Origin of the sequence: Asaia sp. VD9 (genome assembly GCF_037150015.1) — a bacterium.
Lineage (GTDB): Bacteria > Pseudomonadota > Alphaproteobacteria > Acetobacterales > Acetobacteraceae > Asaia.
Genome location: NZ_JBBCQM010000004.1, coordinates 27,653 through 41,667, shown reverse-complemented (window position 1 = coordinate 41,667; position 14,015 = coordinate 27,653). Strand labels below are relative to the sequence as shown.

12 protein-coding genes are annotated in these 14,015 nt (G+C 62.4%); 6 read left to right on the top strand and 6 right to left on the bottom strand.

Annotation, left to right across the window (positions count from 1 at the left end; translation table 11 throughout):
* Nucleotides 1-167: 167 nt before the first annotated feature.
* Nucleotides 168-659: a lipocalin-like domain-containing protein gene (locus WFJ47_RS06625; protein WP_233582016.1), complete on the top strand. Its 492-nt coding sequence runs from the start codon at nt 168-170 to the stop codon at nt 657-659.
* A 39-nt stretch (nt 660-698) separates the two neighbouring features.
* Here WFJ47_RS06625 and hutG read toward each other — a convergent pair whose 3' ends face one another.
* Nucleotides 699-1,499 (bottom strand): N-formylglutamate deformylase, encoded by an 801-nt coding sequence (hutG, locus tag WFJ47_RS06620; protein WP_336761778.1) that lies wholly within the window; start codon nt 1,497-1,499, stop codon nt 699-701.
* Nucleotides 1,500-1,518: 19 nt separating this feature from the next.
* Nucleotides 1,519-2,898, bottom strand: a complete 1,380-nt coding sequence (locus tag WFJ47_RS06615; protein WP_336761776.1) for a formimidoylglutamate deiminase — start codon at nt 2,896-2,898, stop codon at nt 1,519-1,521.
* A gap of 105 nt (nt 2,899-3,003) precedes the next feature.
* On the opposite strand from WFJ47_RS06615, the gene hutI reads away from it, so the two are divergent.
* The 5 genes from hutI to WFJ47_RS06590 all read left to right on the top strand — a co-directional run bounded on the left by hutI (nt 3,004) and on the right by WFJ47_RS06590 (nt 9,792).
* Nucleotides 3,004-4,290 carry an imidazolonepropionase gene (gene hutI / locus WFJ47_RS06610; RefSeq protein ID WP_336761774.1) on the top strand — a complete coding sequence of 429 codons (1,287 nt, stop codon included), beginning with the start codon at nt 3,004-3,006 and terminating at the stop codon, nt 4,288-4,290.
* 96 nt (nt 4,291-4,386) lie between these two features.
* Nucleotides 4,387-5,112 (top strand): histidine utilization repressor, encoded by a 726-nt coding sequence (gene hutC / locus WFJ47_RS06605; protein ID WP_199751689.1) that lies wholly within the window; start codon nt 4,387-4,389, stop codon nt 5,110-5,112.
* Between the two features lie 242 nt (nt 5,113-5,354).
* Nucleotides 5,355-7,079 (top strand): urocanate hydratase, encoded by a 1,725-nt coding sequence (hutU, locus tag WFJ47_RS06600; protein WP_336761771.1) that lies wholly within the window; start codon nt 5,355-5,357, stop codon nt 7,077-7,079.
* A gap of 14 nt (nt 7,080-7,093) precedes the next feature.
* Complete coding sequence (gene hutH, locus WFJ47_RS06595; RefSeq protein ID WP_336761769.1) at nt 7,094-8,641, top strand: histidine ammonia-lyase; 1,548 nt, start codon at nt 7,094-7,096, stop codon at nt 8,639-8,641.
* On the top strand, nt 8,638-9,792 hold the full coding sequence (locus tag WFJ47_RS06590; RefSeq protein WP_336761767.1) for an alpha-hydroxy acid oxidase: 1,155 nt from the start codon (nt 8,638-8,640) through the stop codon (nt 9,790-9,792). The genes hutH and WFJ47_RS06590 overlap by 4 nt, the downstream gene beginning before the upstream one ends.
* Here the strand turns inward: WFJ47_RS06590 and WFJ47_RS06585 are convergent.
* The 4 genes from WFJ47_RS06585 to hisC are packed head-to-tail and all read right to left on the bottom strand — an operon-like array spanning nt 9,747 to nt 13,969.
* Nucleotides 9,747-10,721: a 2-oxoglutarate and iron-dependent oxygenase domain-containing protein gene (locus WFJ47_RS06585; protein ID WP_336761765.1), complete on the bottom strand. Its 975-nt coding sequence runs from the start codon at nt 10,719-10,721 to the stop codon at nt 9,747-9,749. The genes WFJ47_RS06590 and WFJ47_RS06585 overlap by 46 nt on opposite strands.
* Nucleotides 10,714-11,418 (bottom strand): HutD family protein, encoded by a 705-nt coding sequence (locus WFJ47_RS06580; protein ID WP_336761763.1) that lies wholly within the window; start codon nt 11,416-11,418, stop codon nt 10,714-10,716. Before WFJ47_RS06580 ends, WFJ47_RS06585 begins: the two co-directional genes overlap by 8 nt.
* A complete protein-coding gene (locus tag WFJ47_RS06575) occupies nt 11,415-12,806 on the bottom strand; it encodes an FAD-linked oxidase C-terminal domain-containing protein (RefSeq protein WP_336761761.1) in 1,392 nt (463 codons plus the stop codon). The genes WFJ47_RS06580 and WFJ47_RS06575 overlap by 4 nt, the downstream gene beginning before the upstream one ends.
* The gene (gene hisC / locus WFJ47_RS06570) at nt 12,803-13,969 is read right to left on the bottom strand and encodes a histidinol-phosphate transaminase (protein ID WP_336761759.1); all 1,167 of its coding nucleotides are present in this window, start codon (nt 13,967-13,969) and stop codon (nt 12,803-12,805) included. Before hisC ends, WFJ47_RS06575 begins: the two co-directional genes overlap by 4 nt.
* Between the last annotated feature and the right edge of the window lie 46 nt (nt 13,970-14,015).

Sequence of the window (14,015 nt, the reverse complement as noted above, 5' to 3'; positions counted from 1 at the left end):
CTGGGCTGAGCGCAGGGATGTACTGGCAGTGTTGCGGAGCACGCTCTTGTGTAGGGCGCCCGGGAGCGCCTATCAGATATCAGAACAGGAGATCTTGCGTTGAGGCCGTGACGGCTGTTCGGGCGCACTATAGATCAACAATGCCAATAATGAACGAGACAGACAGCATGGCTGATGAGACGATCGAAGAAAAGCCGCTAATCGGCGATGCCCTGTATCGGGCGCTGATCGGGACCTGGCAATTGCTCTCCTACAGCGTCGAGGAACAGGGCACCGCCTGTATGGTACCTGCCATGGGCGAGGCCCCGCGCGGCCGGGTGATTTTCACGCCTGATGGCTGGGTCGCCTTCAATCTCGAAGGGGAAGGGCGGGTGCCCGCCCAGACCGATGCCGATCGGGCGGCGCTGCTTCAGACCCTCGTTTCCTATATCGGTCGGTATCGTATCGAGGGAAATGCCTGGATCACTCATATCGAGACTGCCTGGGTGCCGGAATGGGTGGGTTCGGAACAAAAGCGTTTCGTCTCGATCCGCGGAGAATTCGCCGACGTATCGACTCCCTGGCGTTTCATGCCCAATTGGGCCCCCGACCGGCTGACCCGCAGCCTTATCCGGTTTCGCAAGATCCAGTCAGACCCTTCCGCCCTGCATATCGCCTGAAGCGGCGCGTTTTCGCGCCCGATGCAGTCAGAAGAGCCGTTATGGTCGCCAGGAGGCGACCTGCCGGAGCACGGGCACGAGAACGGACTGGCTGCGTTTCGTACCGGCGCTGCTGATTGTCCAGGGAGCCTCCTCGCGCTCGAGATAGGTGCTCTGCGCCATTTCCATCTGCAAGGCATGGATATTGTCATGGGGCTGCCCATAATGGCGCGTGGTATAGCCCCCCTTGAAACGGCCATCGATCACATGGCTGAACAGGCTTTGTGACTCGAGCTCCTGTGCCACGAGGTTGCGCAGCTTGGGCGCGCAGGATGCGCCGTCATTCGTCCCCAGATTCAGATCCGGTAACTTCCCCTCGAATAGCCGGGGTACCCGACCGCGTATCGAATGCCCGTCCCAGAGCACGGCCCATCCCCAGAGCGCCTTGAGACGCGCGAGTTCAGCGGCAAGGGCATCGTGATAGGGTTGCCAGAACAGGGCGCGCCGCGCAGCAATTTCCGTCGTATCGGGGCCCATACCCTCATGATAGAGCGGTGCGCCATCGAAGCTGGCCTCGGGTACGAGCCCCGTCTTGGGGCGGCCAGGATAGAGCGTGGCATCGTCCGGGCCGCGGTTGAGATCGATCACGTAGCGGGAATGCGTCGCGGCCAGTACACCGATGCCCAGTTCGGGCGCGAAATCATAGAGCTGCGTCATGTGCCAGTCCGTATCGGGTCTGGCCTGCCCTGTGGCGGTCATGCGCGCCTCCTGGCCGGGAGCAAGAGCCAGCCCGGTATGGGGGAGGGCGATCAGGACGGGTAGTTCGCCTCGGGTAAGGGTGAAGAACGCAGTCTCTGTCATGATGGGGCCTTTTGCGTTTTCAGTGCTGCAACCGTCTGACGACGTCGCGAAAGCGCGCCTGAATGGAGGCTTCCTGAGGATGGTGGCCGTTTTTAATTACCCAGCGGCCTCCCGCCAGGACATTCCGGACAGGAAGCGTGGCGCGGGCGAAGATCATGCCATCGAAGAGCGCGTCATTCTGAAGGTCGGGCAGGGCGAAATCCGCTTGATCCAGAGTACAGAGATCGGCGCGATGATGGAGGGCGAGTTTGCCGCCCCCATGAGCGCAGGCCTGCGCGCCACCTTTGAGCGCAGACTCGTACAGGAAGCGTCCTACCGAGCCGAGCATGCCCTCCGGCAGGGCACAACAGCGCTTTTGGGTGGCCAGGCGACGCCCGTATTCCAGCAGGCGCAGTTCCTCGGCGACCGAGGGCAGGACATTACTGTCCGTCCCGATCCCGAAACGCCCATGGCGGGCGATATAGGGCTCCAGGGGGAAGAAGCCGTCGCCCAGATTCGCCTCGGTGACCGGGCAAAGACCCGCCACGGCGCCGGAAGCAGCCAGACGCAGGGTTTCGTCGTGATCCAGATGGGTGGCGTGAACGAGGCACCAGCGATGATCGACCGGAACCTCATCCATCAACCAGGCGACCGGTCGCCTGCCGAGATAATCGAGGCACTCCGTTACCTCACGCTGCTGCTCGGCGATGTGGATATGGATCGGCAGATCGGGGGCGATCATGCCCAGCATTTGTGCAAGATTCTGTCGGTCGACAGCGCGCAGGGAATGCAGGGCCAGCCCGTGCTGCACCATGATATCGCCCCCATGCCGGGCAGTGATGGCGCCCAGGATCTCGGCGATGAAATCGGGATCGCTGCGGAAACGCGCCTGTTCGGGGGCCAGGGCGCGACCGAACCCGGCATGACTGTAGAGCGTGGGCAGGATCGTGATGCCGATACCGGCTTCTTGCGCCGCATCGATGACGGCCAGGGCCATTTCCGCCTTGTTATCGTAGGCGTTTCCATCGGGCGTGCGGTGTAGATAGTGAAATTCGCCAAGCTGGGTGAACCCGGCCTTGAGCATTTCCAGATAAAGCTGAGCAGCAATGGCGCGCATGTCGTCCGGTGTGACACGCGACGCAAGAGCGTACATCTGCTTGCGCCATGTCCAGAAGGAATCCGCCGGGTCTCGCCTTGTTTCAGCCAGTCCCGCCATGGCGCGCTGAAAGGCATGGGAGTGGAGGCTGGCGAGAGGCGGCAGGGCGATATCACACAGGGTGTCGCCGGGCTGCGGCTTCTGATTGGCCTCGATATGGGTGAAGCGGCCATGGCTGTAGGACAGGCGTACATCGTGCCGCCAGCCTGACGGGAGAAAAGCCTGCCGCGCGAAAACCGCGCCACCCTGATCGGTCTCACTCATGACATACCCCGAAATGGCTGGTCAGCGCGATTGTCGTTGCGCGTTCATACTCTAATAACTAGACATGTATAGATAAGTCAGGTCAAGAAGAAGGTTGCCGATCATATGTGGGACAGGCTCTGGATCGATGTGCATCTGGCCACAATGGATCGCGGCGTGGCTACCGGCTTGGCTTCTGGTATGGCCACCGGCCTGTCTCCCGTGTCCGATCGCGTTACGGATGCGGACGGAAATCTCGGCATAGTGCGTGATGGTGCCCTTGCCGTCCGGAACGGGCATATCGCATGGGTGGGGCCGCGCAGCGCCCTGAAAGCGGCTCCGGAAACCCTGGCGCGCGAGGTCATCTCCTGCAACGGCCACTGGATGACGCCGGGTCTGATCGATCCGCACACTCATCTGGTTTATGCGGGCGATCGCAGCGGCGAATTCGCCGAGCGTCTCGAGGGTGTTTCCTATGAGGCCATCGCTCGGCGCGGGGGCGGGATCCTCTCCACCATGAGGGCCACGCGTGAAAGCAGCGAAGACGAGTTGCTCGCAGTTTCCCTCAAGCGGGCGCGGGCTCTGGTGGCGCAGGGTGTTACTACCGTCGAAATCAAATCCGGCTACGGTCTGACCCTGCGGGACGAGATGAAGCAGTTGCGTGTGGCGCGTCGTATCGGTGCATCCCTTGGTCTGCGTGTGCGGACCAGCTTTCTGGGGGCTCATGCTGTTCCACCCGAATATGCCGGGCGTCGCGCGGCCTATGTCGCGCATCTCTGCGAGGATATTCTTCCAGCCGTGGTCGAAGCCGGTCTGGCTGATTACGTCGATGGATTTTGCGAGGGAATCGCCTTCCAGCCTGAGGAGATTGCGCGCCTGTTCGAGACCGCTCAGGCTCTGGGACTGTCGGTGCGTCTTCATGCCGATCAGCTCTCCGATCTGGGGGGAGCCGGGCTGGCTGCCCGTTTCGGGGCGCTGTCCGCTGATCACGTGGAATATGCCAATGAGACGGGGATCAGCGCCATGGCGCAGGCCGGTACGGTCGCCGTGCTTCTGCCGGGGGCATTCTATTTCGTCCGGGAGACGCGCCTGCCGCCGATCGACGCGTTTCGTCGTTACGCTGTGCCGATGGCGCTGGCGACGGATTGCAATCCAGGGACATCGCCTGTGCTTTCTCCTACGGCGGTGATGAACATGGCCTGCACCCTGTTTCGCCTCACCCCGAGTGAGGCCCTTCTCGGGCATACGCGCCATGCGGCGTCGGCGCTCGGGCTTTCCGCTGTTTGCGGAGCGCTGGCGCCTGGCCTGGCAGCCGATATGGCGGTGTGGGACGTGAGCGCCCCGCATGAATTATCCTACTGGATTGGCGGCGTGCGCCCCGTAGGGCGGGTGTTCGGGGGGCAGCCCGATTGACGGCACATTTCGCCAGGCTGATGGACCATGGCCATGATGCGCCGCGACCCGGTATAGACGGTAATGATTCCTGACCATGATGAGAGGCGCAAACGGGTGAGCACAGTTCTGGGCAAAGACAGGCCGGCCGCACGATACGAGCAGGTGAAAGCCTATATCATGGAGCGGATCGAGGGCGGCGAGTGGGGCGTGGGTCATCGCCTGCCCTCCGAAAGCGAGCTTGTCGAGATTCTGGGTGTCTCGCGCATGACCGTGCATCGCGCCCTGCGCGAACTGACGAGCGAGGGTATCGTAACGCGGGCTCAGGGTGTCGGTACCTTCGTGGCCGAACCTGCCCAGCAGGTGGAATTGCTCGAGCTGCGTGATATTGCCGAGGATATTGCCGCCAATGGCCATCGCCACACCACGCGTATCGTCACGCTCGAGGCGATACGCGCTGACAGCGATCTGGCCATGGCCTTCGGGCAGAGGCCGGGCGCGCGGCTCTTTCATTCCATCATCGTGCATTACGAGGACGAGACCCCGCTTCAGGTGGAGGAGCGTTTCGTCTCGCCTCACTTCGCGCCGGATTATCTCGAACAGGATTTCACTCTTTCGCATCCGCATCGTCATCTTTCGGCCATCGCCCAGCCCGAGGAAATCGAGCATGTGGTTTTCGCCGTGACCCCAAGCCTTGCCATCTGTTCCCTGCTCGACCTCGATGAGCCAGAGGCCTGCCTGCAGCTCATGCGTCGCACCTGGGTGGATGGGCGCGTGGTGATGAAGGGGATTTTCACCTATTCCGGCAGCCGATACAGTTTCGTTGGGCGGTATCGTCCCTGATCCCGGGGCAGAAAGTGTTTATGCCACGAATCTACGCGCCGTTCGTAGCCCGCATGGTAAGGCGGCGCGTCCTGGCTATCGGGCATTTTCCATAGCCTCCATAGCTGTTGGTTCAGCGCGTCTGTGAAGGCACGGGGTGGGTGACGTCCGGTCGTTTGGATGTCGTGACAATTCCTGATTGACAATCCTCGATCACCTGAAGCACCTTAACATGTATATACAAGTTAAGATCAGGAATTGTCATGTGCTCCCGGTTTGCCTCACCCGACACTGCGTCCCTTCCCGCATCCTCTCCCCGTCTTGCCAATGACCGCGTGATACGCGCGGCCACGGGCACGACGCTCAGCGCCCGTTCCTGGCAGACAGAAGCGGCCTTGCGGATGTTGATGAACAATCTCGATCCGGACGTGGCCGAAAAGCCCTCCGAACTCGTCGTCTATGGCGGTATCGGGCGGGCAGCACGCAACTGGGCGTGCTACGACCGGATCGTCGAGTCCCTGACTGCGCTGGGCGCCGATGAGACCCTCCTGGTCCAGTCGGGCAAGCCGGTCGGCGTGTTCCGGACCCATGAAAATGCGCCCCGGGTGCTGATCGCCAACTCCAATCTTGTGCCGCATTGGGCAAATTGGGACCGGTTCAATGAACTCGATCGTGCCGGGTTGATGATGTACGGCCAGATGACCGCCGGTTCATGGATCTATATCGGCAGCCAGGGTATTGTGCAGGGCACCTACGAGACTTTCGTCGAAATGGGGCGCCAATCCTATGGCGGTTCCCTGGCAGGGCGCTGGATCCTCACGGGCGGGCTCGGGGGCATGAGCGGGGCTCAGCCTCTGGCGGCCGTCATGGCCGGGGCCTCGATGCTGGCCGTGGAATGTGAAGCGAGCCGTATCGAGAAGCGTCTCGAAACCGGTTATCTGGACCGCAAGACCCAGTCGCTGGATGAGGCGCTGGAGTGGATCGACGAGGCCTGCCGGAACAATCGGCCGGTTTCGATCGGATTGCTGGGGAATGCGGCCGAGATCTTTCCCGAGATATTGCGGCGGGGGATCCGACCTGATGCCGTGACCGACCAGACCTCGGCGCATGATCCGCTCAATGGCTACCTGCCTGCCGGATGGACGCTCGATCAGGCCGCACAGAAACGCGTCACGAACCCCGCCGAGGTCGAGCAGGCCGCGAAGCAGTCGATGCGGCTTCAGGTCGAGGCGATGGTCGGCTTCCACCGGCTGGGTGTGCCGACCTTCGATTATGGCAATAATATCCGGCAGATGGCGTTCGAGGTGGGCTGTGAAGAGGCGTTTGCCTTCCCCGGCTTTGTACCCGCCTATATCCGGCCGCTTTTCTGTCGCGGTGTCGGACCGTTCCGCTGGGCGGCGCTTTCGGGCGATCCGGAGGATATCTACAAGACCGATGCCAAGGTGAAGGAGCTGCTTCCGAACGATAAGCATCTTCATAACTGGCTCGACATGGCCCGGGAAAAGATCCAGTTCCAGGGTCTTCCGGCCCGTATCTGCTGGGTCGGTCTGGGTGATCGCCATCGTCTGGGCATGGCTTTCAACGAGATGGTTGCCAAAGGGGAGCTCAAGGCCCCCGTCGTCATCGGCCGCGATCACCTCGATAGCGGCTCGGTGGCCAGCCCCAATCGAGAGACCGAAGCCATGCGCGACGGCTCGGATGCGGTGTCGGACTGGCCCCTTCTCAACGCCCTGCTCAACACGGCTTCGGGTGCGACCTGGGTCTCGCTGCATCATGGCGGTGGCGTAGGCATGGGCTTCTCGCAGCATGCGGGAATGGTCATCGTGGCGGACGGAACGGAAGAGGCCCGGTCGCGGCTCGAGCGCGTCCTGTGGAATGATCCTGCGACAGGCGTCATGCGCCATGCTGATGCCGGTTACGAGATAGCGACCGATTGTGCGCGTGAGCAGGGGCTGAACCTGCCGATGATCACCTCCGTCAAGTCGTAAGGAACACGCCTGTCATGTCGGATACGATGATTCTTACCCCTGGTGCGCTCGATCTGGCGGGTCTGCGGCATTTCGTCGCTCATGCCCCCGCAATCCGGCTGGATGACGAGACCGAGCAGCGTCTGCGCGCGGCGGCACGCTCGGTCGATCGGATCGTTGCGGGGGGCGCTGCGGTCTATGGGGTCAATACGGGGTTCGGCAAGCTCGCCAAGACCCGTATTCCAGACGGAAAGCTGCGCGACCTGCAACGCAATCTAGTGCTCAGTCACGCCGCCGGGATCGGCAAGCCGATGCCCGAAACAGTGGTGCGACTGATCCTGTTGCTCAAGGCCAATGGTCTGGCCCGTGGCTATTCGGGCGTGCGCTTCGAAATCGTCCAGCTGCTTCTCGACATGCTCGACCACGGCGTGATTCCCATGATCCCCGAGAAGGGATCGGTCGGTGCCTCCGGCGATCTCGCCCCGCTTGCGCATCTCTCGGCCGTGGTGATTGGCGAGGGAGAGGCCTTCTACAAGGGGGAACGCATGGCCGGGGCCGAGGCTCTGGCCCGTGCCGGTCTCGCGCCCATCGATCTCGGCCCCAAGGAGGGGCTGGCGCTGCTCAATGGCACCCAGGCCTCCACCGCCCTTGCGCTCGCAGCCCTGTTCGACGCCGAGACGCTCCTGCAATCGGCGCTCATCACCGGCGCGCTGACGCTGGATGCCGCGCGCGGTACCGATGCGCCTTTTGACCCCAGACTGCATGCGTTGCGGGGGCAAAAGGGGCAGATCGACTGCGCTGCGGTCTATCGGGCGCTCATGGCAGGGTCGGCCATACGGGCCTCACATGAGATCGATGACGAGCGTGTCCAGGACCCGTATTGCCTGCGTTGCCAGCCCCAGGTCATGGGCGCGGCGCTCGACTCCCTGCGTCACGCGGCAGGCGTGCTGCTGATCGAGGCCAATGCGGTTTCCGATAATCCGATCCATTTTCCGGATACGGATGAAATGATTTCGGGTGGAAATTTCCATGCGGAGCCAGTCGCGATCGCGGCGGATCTCATGGCGATCGCCATATCGGAAATCGGGGCCATCGCCGAACGGCGTCTGGCGCTGCTGGTCGATCCGAGCATGAGCGGCCTGCCGCCCTTTCTGGTCGATGATAGCGGGGTCAATTCCGGTTTCATGATCGCCCAGGTCACCGCAGCGGCGCTGGCTTCAGAAAACAAGACGCTCGCTCACCCCGCCAGCATCGACAGCCTGCCGACTTCTGCCAACCAGGAGGACCATGTCTCGATGGCAACCTTCGCTGCGCGGCGTCTGGGCGATATCAATGACAATGTGCGCTGTATCCTTGGCATCGAATATCTTGCCGCGGTGCAGGGGCTGGATTTTCTCGCGCCGCTCACCTCTTCCGCTCCTTTGGTCGCGGCCGCCACTTTGTTGCGGGGTGAGGTACCCTTCTATGCGCAGGATCGTCTTTTCACGCCGGATATGGAAGCTGCCAATGCGCTCATTCGTAGCGGTGCCCTGACTGCGCGCGTTTCGGCGCTCATCGCCTTGCCCAGCCTCGACCCGGCATGACGCGTGCTCTGCCCGATGACGGCGCATTCGCGGATATGGCCCGGCAGGCCCGGCGGCGTCTGCCGCGTCTCTTTGCCGATTATCTGGATGGCGGCGCGCATGGTGAGGCAACGCTCCATGCCAACAGGGCGGCTTTCGGTCGTCGTGTACTCCTCCCGCGGGGGCTGAGGGACGTCTCGCAGATCGATCTGACGAGCGGCTTTGCGGGAATGACGCTCGATGCGCCATTTCTGCTCTCTCCGGTCGGCTTTGCAGGGATGTTCCATCGCGATGGCGAAACCGGCGCGGCGCAGGCCGCCCGGAATCACGGCGTGGCATTCGGGGTGTCGAGCTTTGCCATCGACCCGCTGGAGCGTATCGCGACCAGTAATGCGTCTCTTCTGGCGCAGATCTATGTGCTGCGCGACCGCGCGGTGACGCGTGACATGCTCACCCGCGCCCGTAATTGCGGGATCAGTAACCTGATCCTGACCATCGATACCCCCATCACCCCGCTACGTGAGCGCGATAGGCGTAACGGCTTTCGCGACCGCACCCGCCCCAGTCTCGGGCAGTGGCTTGGTCTGGCCTCACGCCCGGCCTGGCTTGTCGACAGGATGCTTGGCCAGGGCAATATCATCGGCAATATGGCCTCCTATACCAGCGCAAGAGGGGTGCTCGCTCAGGCGCGCGATATTGCCGGTCGGATCGATCCGACCCTGGTCTGGCATGATCTCGACTGGTTGCGTCATGAGTGGCAGGGGGCGCTTCTGGTCAAGGGTATCCTGCACCCTGACGATGCCCGTCAGGCTGCTTCCTGCGGGGCCGATGGTTTGATCCTGTCCAATCACGGCGGGCGCCAGCTCGATCCGGCGCCTTCGCCGCTCGACATGCTCGAGGAAATCCGTGAGGCGACCGGGGACGCTATTCCCCTGATCGTCGATGGCGGCATACGTCATGGCGGTGATGTCGTCATGGCGTTGGCCCTTGGGGCAAGGGCCGTCTCTTTCGGGCGACCCTGGGCCTGGGGGCTTGCTGCGCGTGGCAAGGCTGGTGTGGAGGACGGGCTCGCCCGGCTCAGGCGGGAAACGGTCGATATCATGGCCCTGACGGGCCACACCACGATTCACACCCTACGAGGTGCCGGCGCCTCGGTGCTGCGCGCTTTCTGAGAGTCGCGGATACGCCCGATAATATAGTCGCCAGCGAGAACAGGAGGGTCGCAAGGCACTTGTGAGACGGGCAAAGCCAGATCGCGGGGGTCGATCACGGCGTCATAATCGGGATCATAGAATGTCGCGAGGGAGACGCGCTCCCGTCCCGAGCGGTTGGTGACACGATGGGGGGTCGAGACATAGCGCCTGTTCGACCAGCGGCTGAGCAGATCCCCGATATTGATGACGAGCGTGCCCGGTATGGGCGGCGCGGCCATCCAGGTTCCGGTCAGGTCCTGCACTTCCAACCCCCCGGTCTCATCCTGCCAGAGCAGCGTGATGCAGCCATAATCCGTGTGGGGCGCCACGCCGAACTGGTCCGCTAGGCGGTCTGCAGGATGGGGCGGATACCAGATAGCCTGGCTGCGCTGCAGCGGGCGGTCATATTTTTGTGCAAAGAAGTCCGGCGCGATCCCTAATGAGGCCGCCACGGCCTGAAGCAGCACGCGACCGCACGCACCGATCGCTTCAAAATAAGCCTCCATTGCGGCCCGGAATGCGGGGCGGTTTTCAGGCCAGAGATTGGGACCGCGTAAAGGCTGTCCGGCGAGTACGGCGGGATCATCTGCTGGCAGATCGAGCCCGATCTGGAAGAATTCCTTGTAATCGGGATTTTGCGCTCCCTGCATGGTGGTGCGATTGAGTGCGTTGAAGCCGCGAACCGCCTGTTGCGGTTTGCAGGTCAGTTTCTCGGTCATGGGAGCGTGGAAGAAATCGAGCGCCTCGTCATGGACGGCGCGGATCAACGCCTCATCGACCCCGTGATTGCGGATATAACAAAACCCCGATCGGGAAAACGCGGCGCCGATGGCCTGACCTGTTTGCGCGAATTTACCCTCTCGTGCCGGAGCGAGATCGATGACGGGCAGGAAATCGGATTCAGACATGACGAGCTCCATCTGACGGAACAGAGGCGGGCAGGGCGATGCACAGGCAGAGCGGGGCGGGGGGCCGTATCCTCGCGAGAACGATTTTCCCGGTGGCTACGGTGTCATGGGGTGCAAATTCAGGCGCGGGCGTGACACTCAGTGAGGCCGTGCAGCGCAGCGTCTCTCCGGGGCGCAGGAGACGGGTCTCGACCCTGGGGGCTGGATTCGGGGGAGGGGCTTCTCCGTCTGCCGAGGCAGAGCCGGTTGAAACAGCATCGAGTTGCCACGTGCCTGTGAGGGGAAAAAGCCATGATTCTCCTTCAGCCGGGGTGTCGAAACGTGCGCCATGACAGATGAACCCGGATGAGCCTCTGCCTGTTGGACCCGTCGCCTGAGTGACCATGAGGTTGATCACGCTCAGGATTTTGCCATGGCACTTCGCCTCTATCGGCTCACCGCCCGCAAACTGCGCTGTGGCACCGCAGCCTCGTAGCAAAATTGGAAGACCCCCGGCAGGGATGAGATCAAGCGCATCATCACCCGTCAGTGCCAGAGAGCGCGTCATGCCGGGAAAGAGGGAAAAAGCACCATCCTTGGCGATCTCGGCCAGGCTGAGCCGCCATCCGGCGCCTCGAGCGATCACGCGGGTAACGCCCCCGCCATTGCGCCAGGGCTCGGCAGGAAGCGTGGCGAGGTTCAGGGAGGGCGGAATCATGGCTCCGGGAGCAGCTTGCCCGGGTTGAGAATGTTCCTGGGGTCCAGGGTGGCCTTGATCGCGCGCATGATATCGAGTGCCACCGGGTCATGTTCCGCTCCCATGAAGGCCTTTTTGGCGAGGCCTATGCCATGCTCCCCGCTTGCCGACCCGCCGAGGGAGAGGGCGCGCGCCACCAATTTGTGATCGAGTGCCCGTGCGCGTTCCAGCCCCGCCTCGCCGGGCGGGACGAGCATGACGGTATGAAAATTGCCGTCTCCGATATGGCCGACGATGGGGGCGACCAGACCTGAAGCGTCGATATCCTGTTTCGCGCCCAGGATCATGGCGGTGAGCGCCGAGATCGGGACGATGGCATCTGTCGAGATCCCGATATGACCCTGTCGGTAGGCCAGGCAGGCCCAGTAGACAGCATGGCGCGCCTTCCACAGAGCAGCCCGTTCGTCATCACGCGTACTCCACAGAAAATCTGCCCCCCCATTATCCTGACAGAGCCCTTCGATAGCGCTGATCTGCTCGTTGACAGAGTCCGGCCCCCCTGAAACCTCGAAGAACATGGTGGGCAATGCGCGATAGCCCTCAAGGCGAGAATAGAGGATGCAGGCCTCCATCTGCACCTCATCGAGCAGTTCCATGCGCGCGATGGGAATGCCCATCTGCATGATCTGAATGGCGGCCTCCACGCAGCCTCCGAGCGTCTCGAACTGGCAGATCGCAGCTGCGGTCACTTCCGGGATACCCTGTAGCCGCAGCTGGATTTCGGTCACGATTCCGAGCGTGCCTTCCGAGCCGATCATCAGATGCGCCAGATCGTAACCCGTTGCAGATTTGCGCGTGCGTCCCCCCAATTGCGTGACCCGCCCATCGGCCAGAACCACGGTCATGCCCAGTACATTTTCCCTGATAGTCCCATAGCGTACCGCCGCCGTGCCCGAGGCGCGCGTGGCGCACATCCCCCCGATCGTAGCTTCGCCTCCGGGATCGACCGGAAAAAACAGCCCTTCATCGCGCAGGTGAAGATTGAGGGCCTGTCGGGTTACGCCCGCCTGCACCCTGCAATCCAGATCAGCGGCATTGACTTCGATGATGGATGTCATGCGCGACAGATCGAGCGAGATCCCGCCTTCCAGAGCGTTTACCTGCCCTTCGAGCGAGGTCCCGCCGCCGAAGGCCACAACCGGGAGGCTGTGCTCATGACATAAGGCGAGTGCCGCCGAGACATCCTCTGTGCTTTCAGCGAAAAGGACGGCATCGGGTTCATGGCTCAGGTGATAGCCCTCGCCATGGCCATGCTGCTCGCGCAGCGCTGCGCCGCGTGAAAACTGCGTGCCAAAGCGAGCTTCCAACGCAAGCAGGGCGGTTTCCCGTCCTTCGGATGCTTCTCTCATGCCACAATTTTCCCAGTGTCACGCGCCGTGGCCGCGAGGGCAATCAGGGTGTTTTTCAGCGCGGCCAGAAAGCGATCATTATCCTCGGGCAGGCCGATACTGACACGGATGCGGTTGCGGAATCCGCTTTCTTTCCACGGTTTGACGATCACGCCTTGCGTCAGCAGATGCTCGGCCACCCGATCGGCGTCATAGCTCAGCCGGAAAAAAAGGAAATTCGCACAGGAAGGCGCGATCTCGGCCACGACAGGCGCGAGCGCTGCCCGCACCCGTTCGCGCTCGGCCACGGTCCGGGCTACGCTGTCGCGCATATGGTCCTGCCCCTTCAGCGCAGCAATGGCGGCGATCTGTGCGGCGATATTGGTATTGAACGGATCGCGCACTGCCTCGAGCGCCTGAGTGACATCCGGACTGCTGGTCATGGCATAGCCCATGCGCAGCCCGGCGAGCCCCCAGGCCTTCGAGAACGTTCCAAGCACGATCCAGGGGCGGGACTGCGCCCGAAGCACCGTGCGCGCATCGGGATAGGTGGGGTCATGCTGAGCGTATTCCCGATAGGCTTCATCGATCACGAGAAGGCAGTCCTCGGGGCAGGCAGCAATGAGTTCGGCCAGAGCCCCGGCCGTCATCATGCAACCTACGGGATTGGACGGGTTGGAGAGGATCAACATGCGCGTTGGGCGGGAAACGGCCTCGATGAGCGCCGATAGATCGAACTGCGCATCTTGTGTGACCGGTATGGCCTCTACCTTCGCGCCCATGACTTCGGCATTGAGAATATGCAGCCCGAAAGAGGGGAGTACGGTCACGACGCGGTCGCCCGGCGAGACAGCGCCTTGCATGATCATGCGAATGAGTTGCTCGGAACCGTTGCCGAAGACAAGAGAAGCGGGGTCCTGATCCAGAAACGCCGCAAGCGCTTCACGCAGCCGGGACTCGGATTCGGGATAGAGAGCAATGCGGTCGAGCAGGGTGCTGAGCGCCTCACTTATGCCAGGCGGTGGCCCGTGGGGATTTTCGTTGCTGCCGAGCTTGACGATACGATCGATTCCGTAACGTTCCCTCACCATATCGGCGGCAAGACCTGCGTTATACACGGGGAGCGATTCTATTTCGGGCCGACAGCGGAAAAGCGGGGTGTGTTCCGAAGAGCAAGACGACACGGGCGAATCCCATTCTGTATTTGTATATACAAGTCTAAGAAGATTT

What these genes read in the sequence shown, in the direction of transcription:
- WFJ47_RS06625 (WP_233582016.1), top strand. Translation starts at nt 168, where the DNA reads ATGGCTGATGAGACGATCGAAGAAAAGCCGCTAATCGGCGATGCCCTG.
- hutG (WP_336761778.1), bottom strand. Translation starts at nt 1,499, where the DNA reads ATGACAGAGACTGCGTTCTTCACCCTTACCCGAGGCGAACTACCCGTC.
- WFJ47_RS06615 (WP_336761776.1), bottom strand. Translation starts at nt 2,898, where the DNA reads ATGAGTGAGACCGATCAGGGTGGCGCGGTTTTCGCGCGGCAGGCTTTT.
- hutI (WP_336761774.1), top strand. Translation starts at nt 3,004, where the DNA reads ATGTGGGACAGGCTCTGGATCGATGTGCATCTGGCCACAATGGATCGC.
- hutU (WP_336761771.1), top strand. Translation starts at nt 5,355, where the DNA reads ATGTGCTCCCGGTTTGCCTCACCCGACACTGCGTCCCTTCCCGCATCC.
- hutH (WP_336761769.1), top strand. Translation starts at nt 7,094, where the DNA reads ATGTCGGATACGATGATTCTTACCCCTGGTGCGCTCGATCTGGCGGGT.
- WFJ47_RS06590 (WP_336761767.1), top strand. Translation starts at nt 8,638, where the DNA reads ATGACGCGTGCTCTGCCCGATGACGGCGCATTCGCGGATATGGCCCGG.
- WFJ47_RS06585 (WP_336761765.1), bottom strand. Translation starts at nt 10,721, where the DNA reads ATGTCTGAATCCGATTTCCTGCCCGTCATCGATCTCGCTCCGGCACGA.
- WFJ47_RS06580 (WP_336761763.1), bottom strand. Translation starts at nt 11,418, where the DNA reads ATGATTCCGCCCTCCCTGAACCTCGCCACGCTTCCTGCCGAGCCCTGG.
- WFJ47_RS06575 (WP_336761761.1), bottom strand. Translation starts at nt 12,806, where the DNA reads ATGAGAGAAGCATCCGAAGGACGGGAAACCGCCCTGCTTGCGTTGGAA.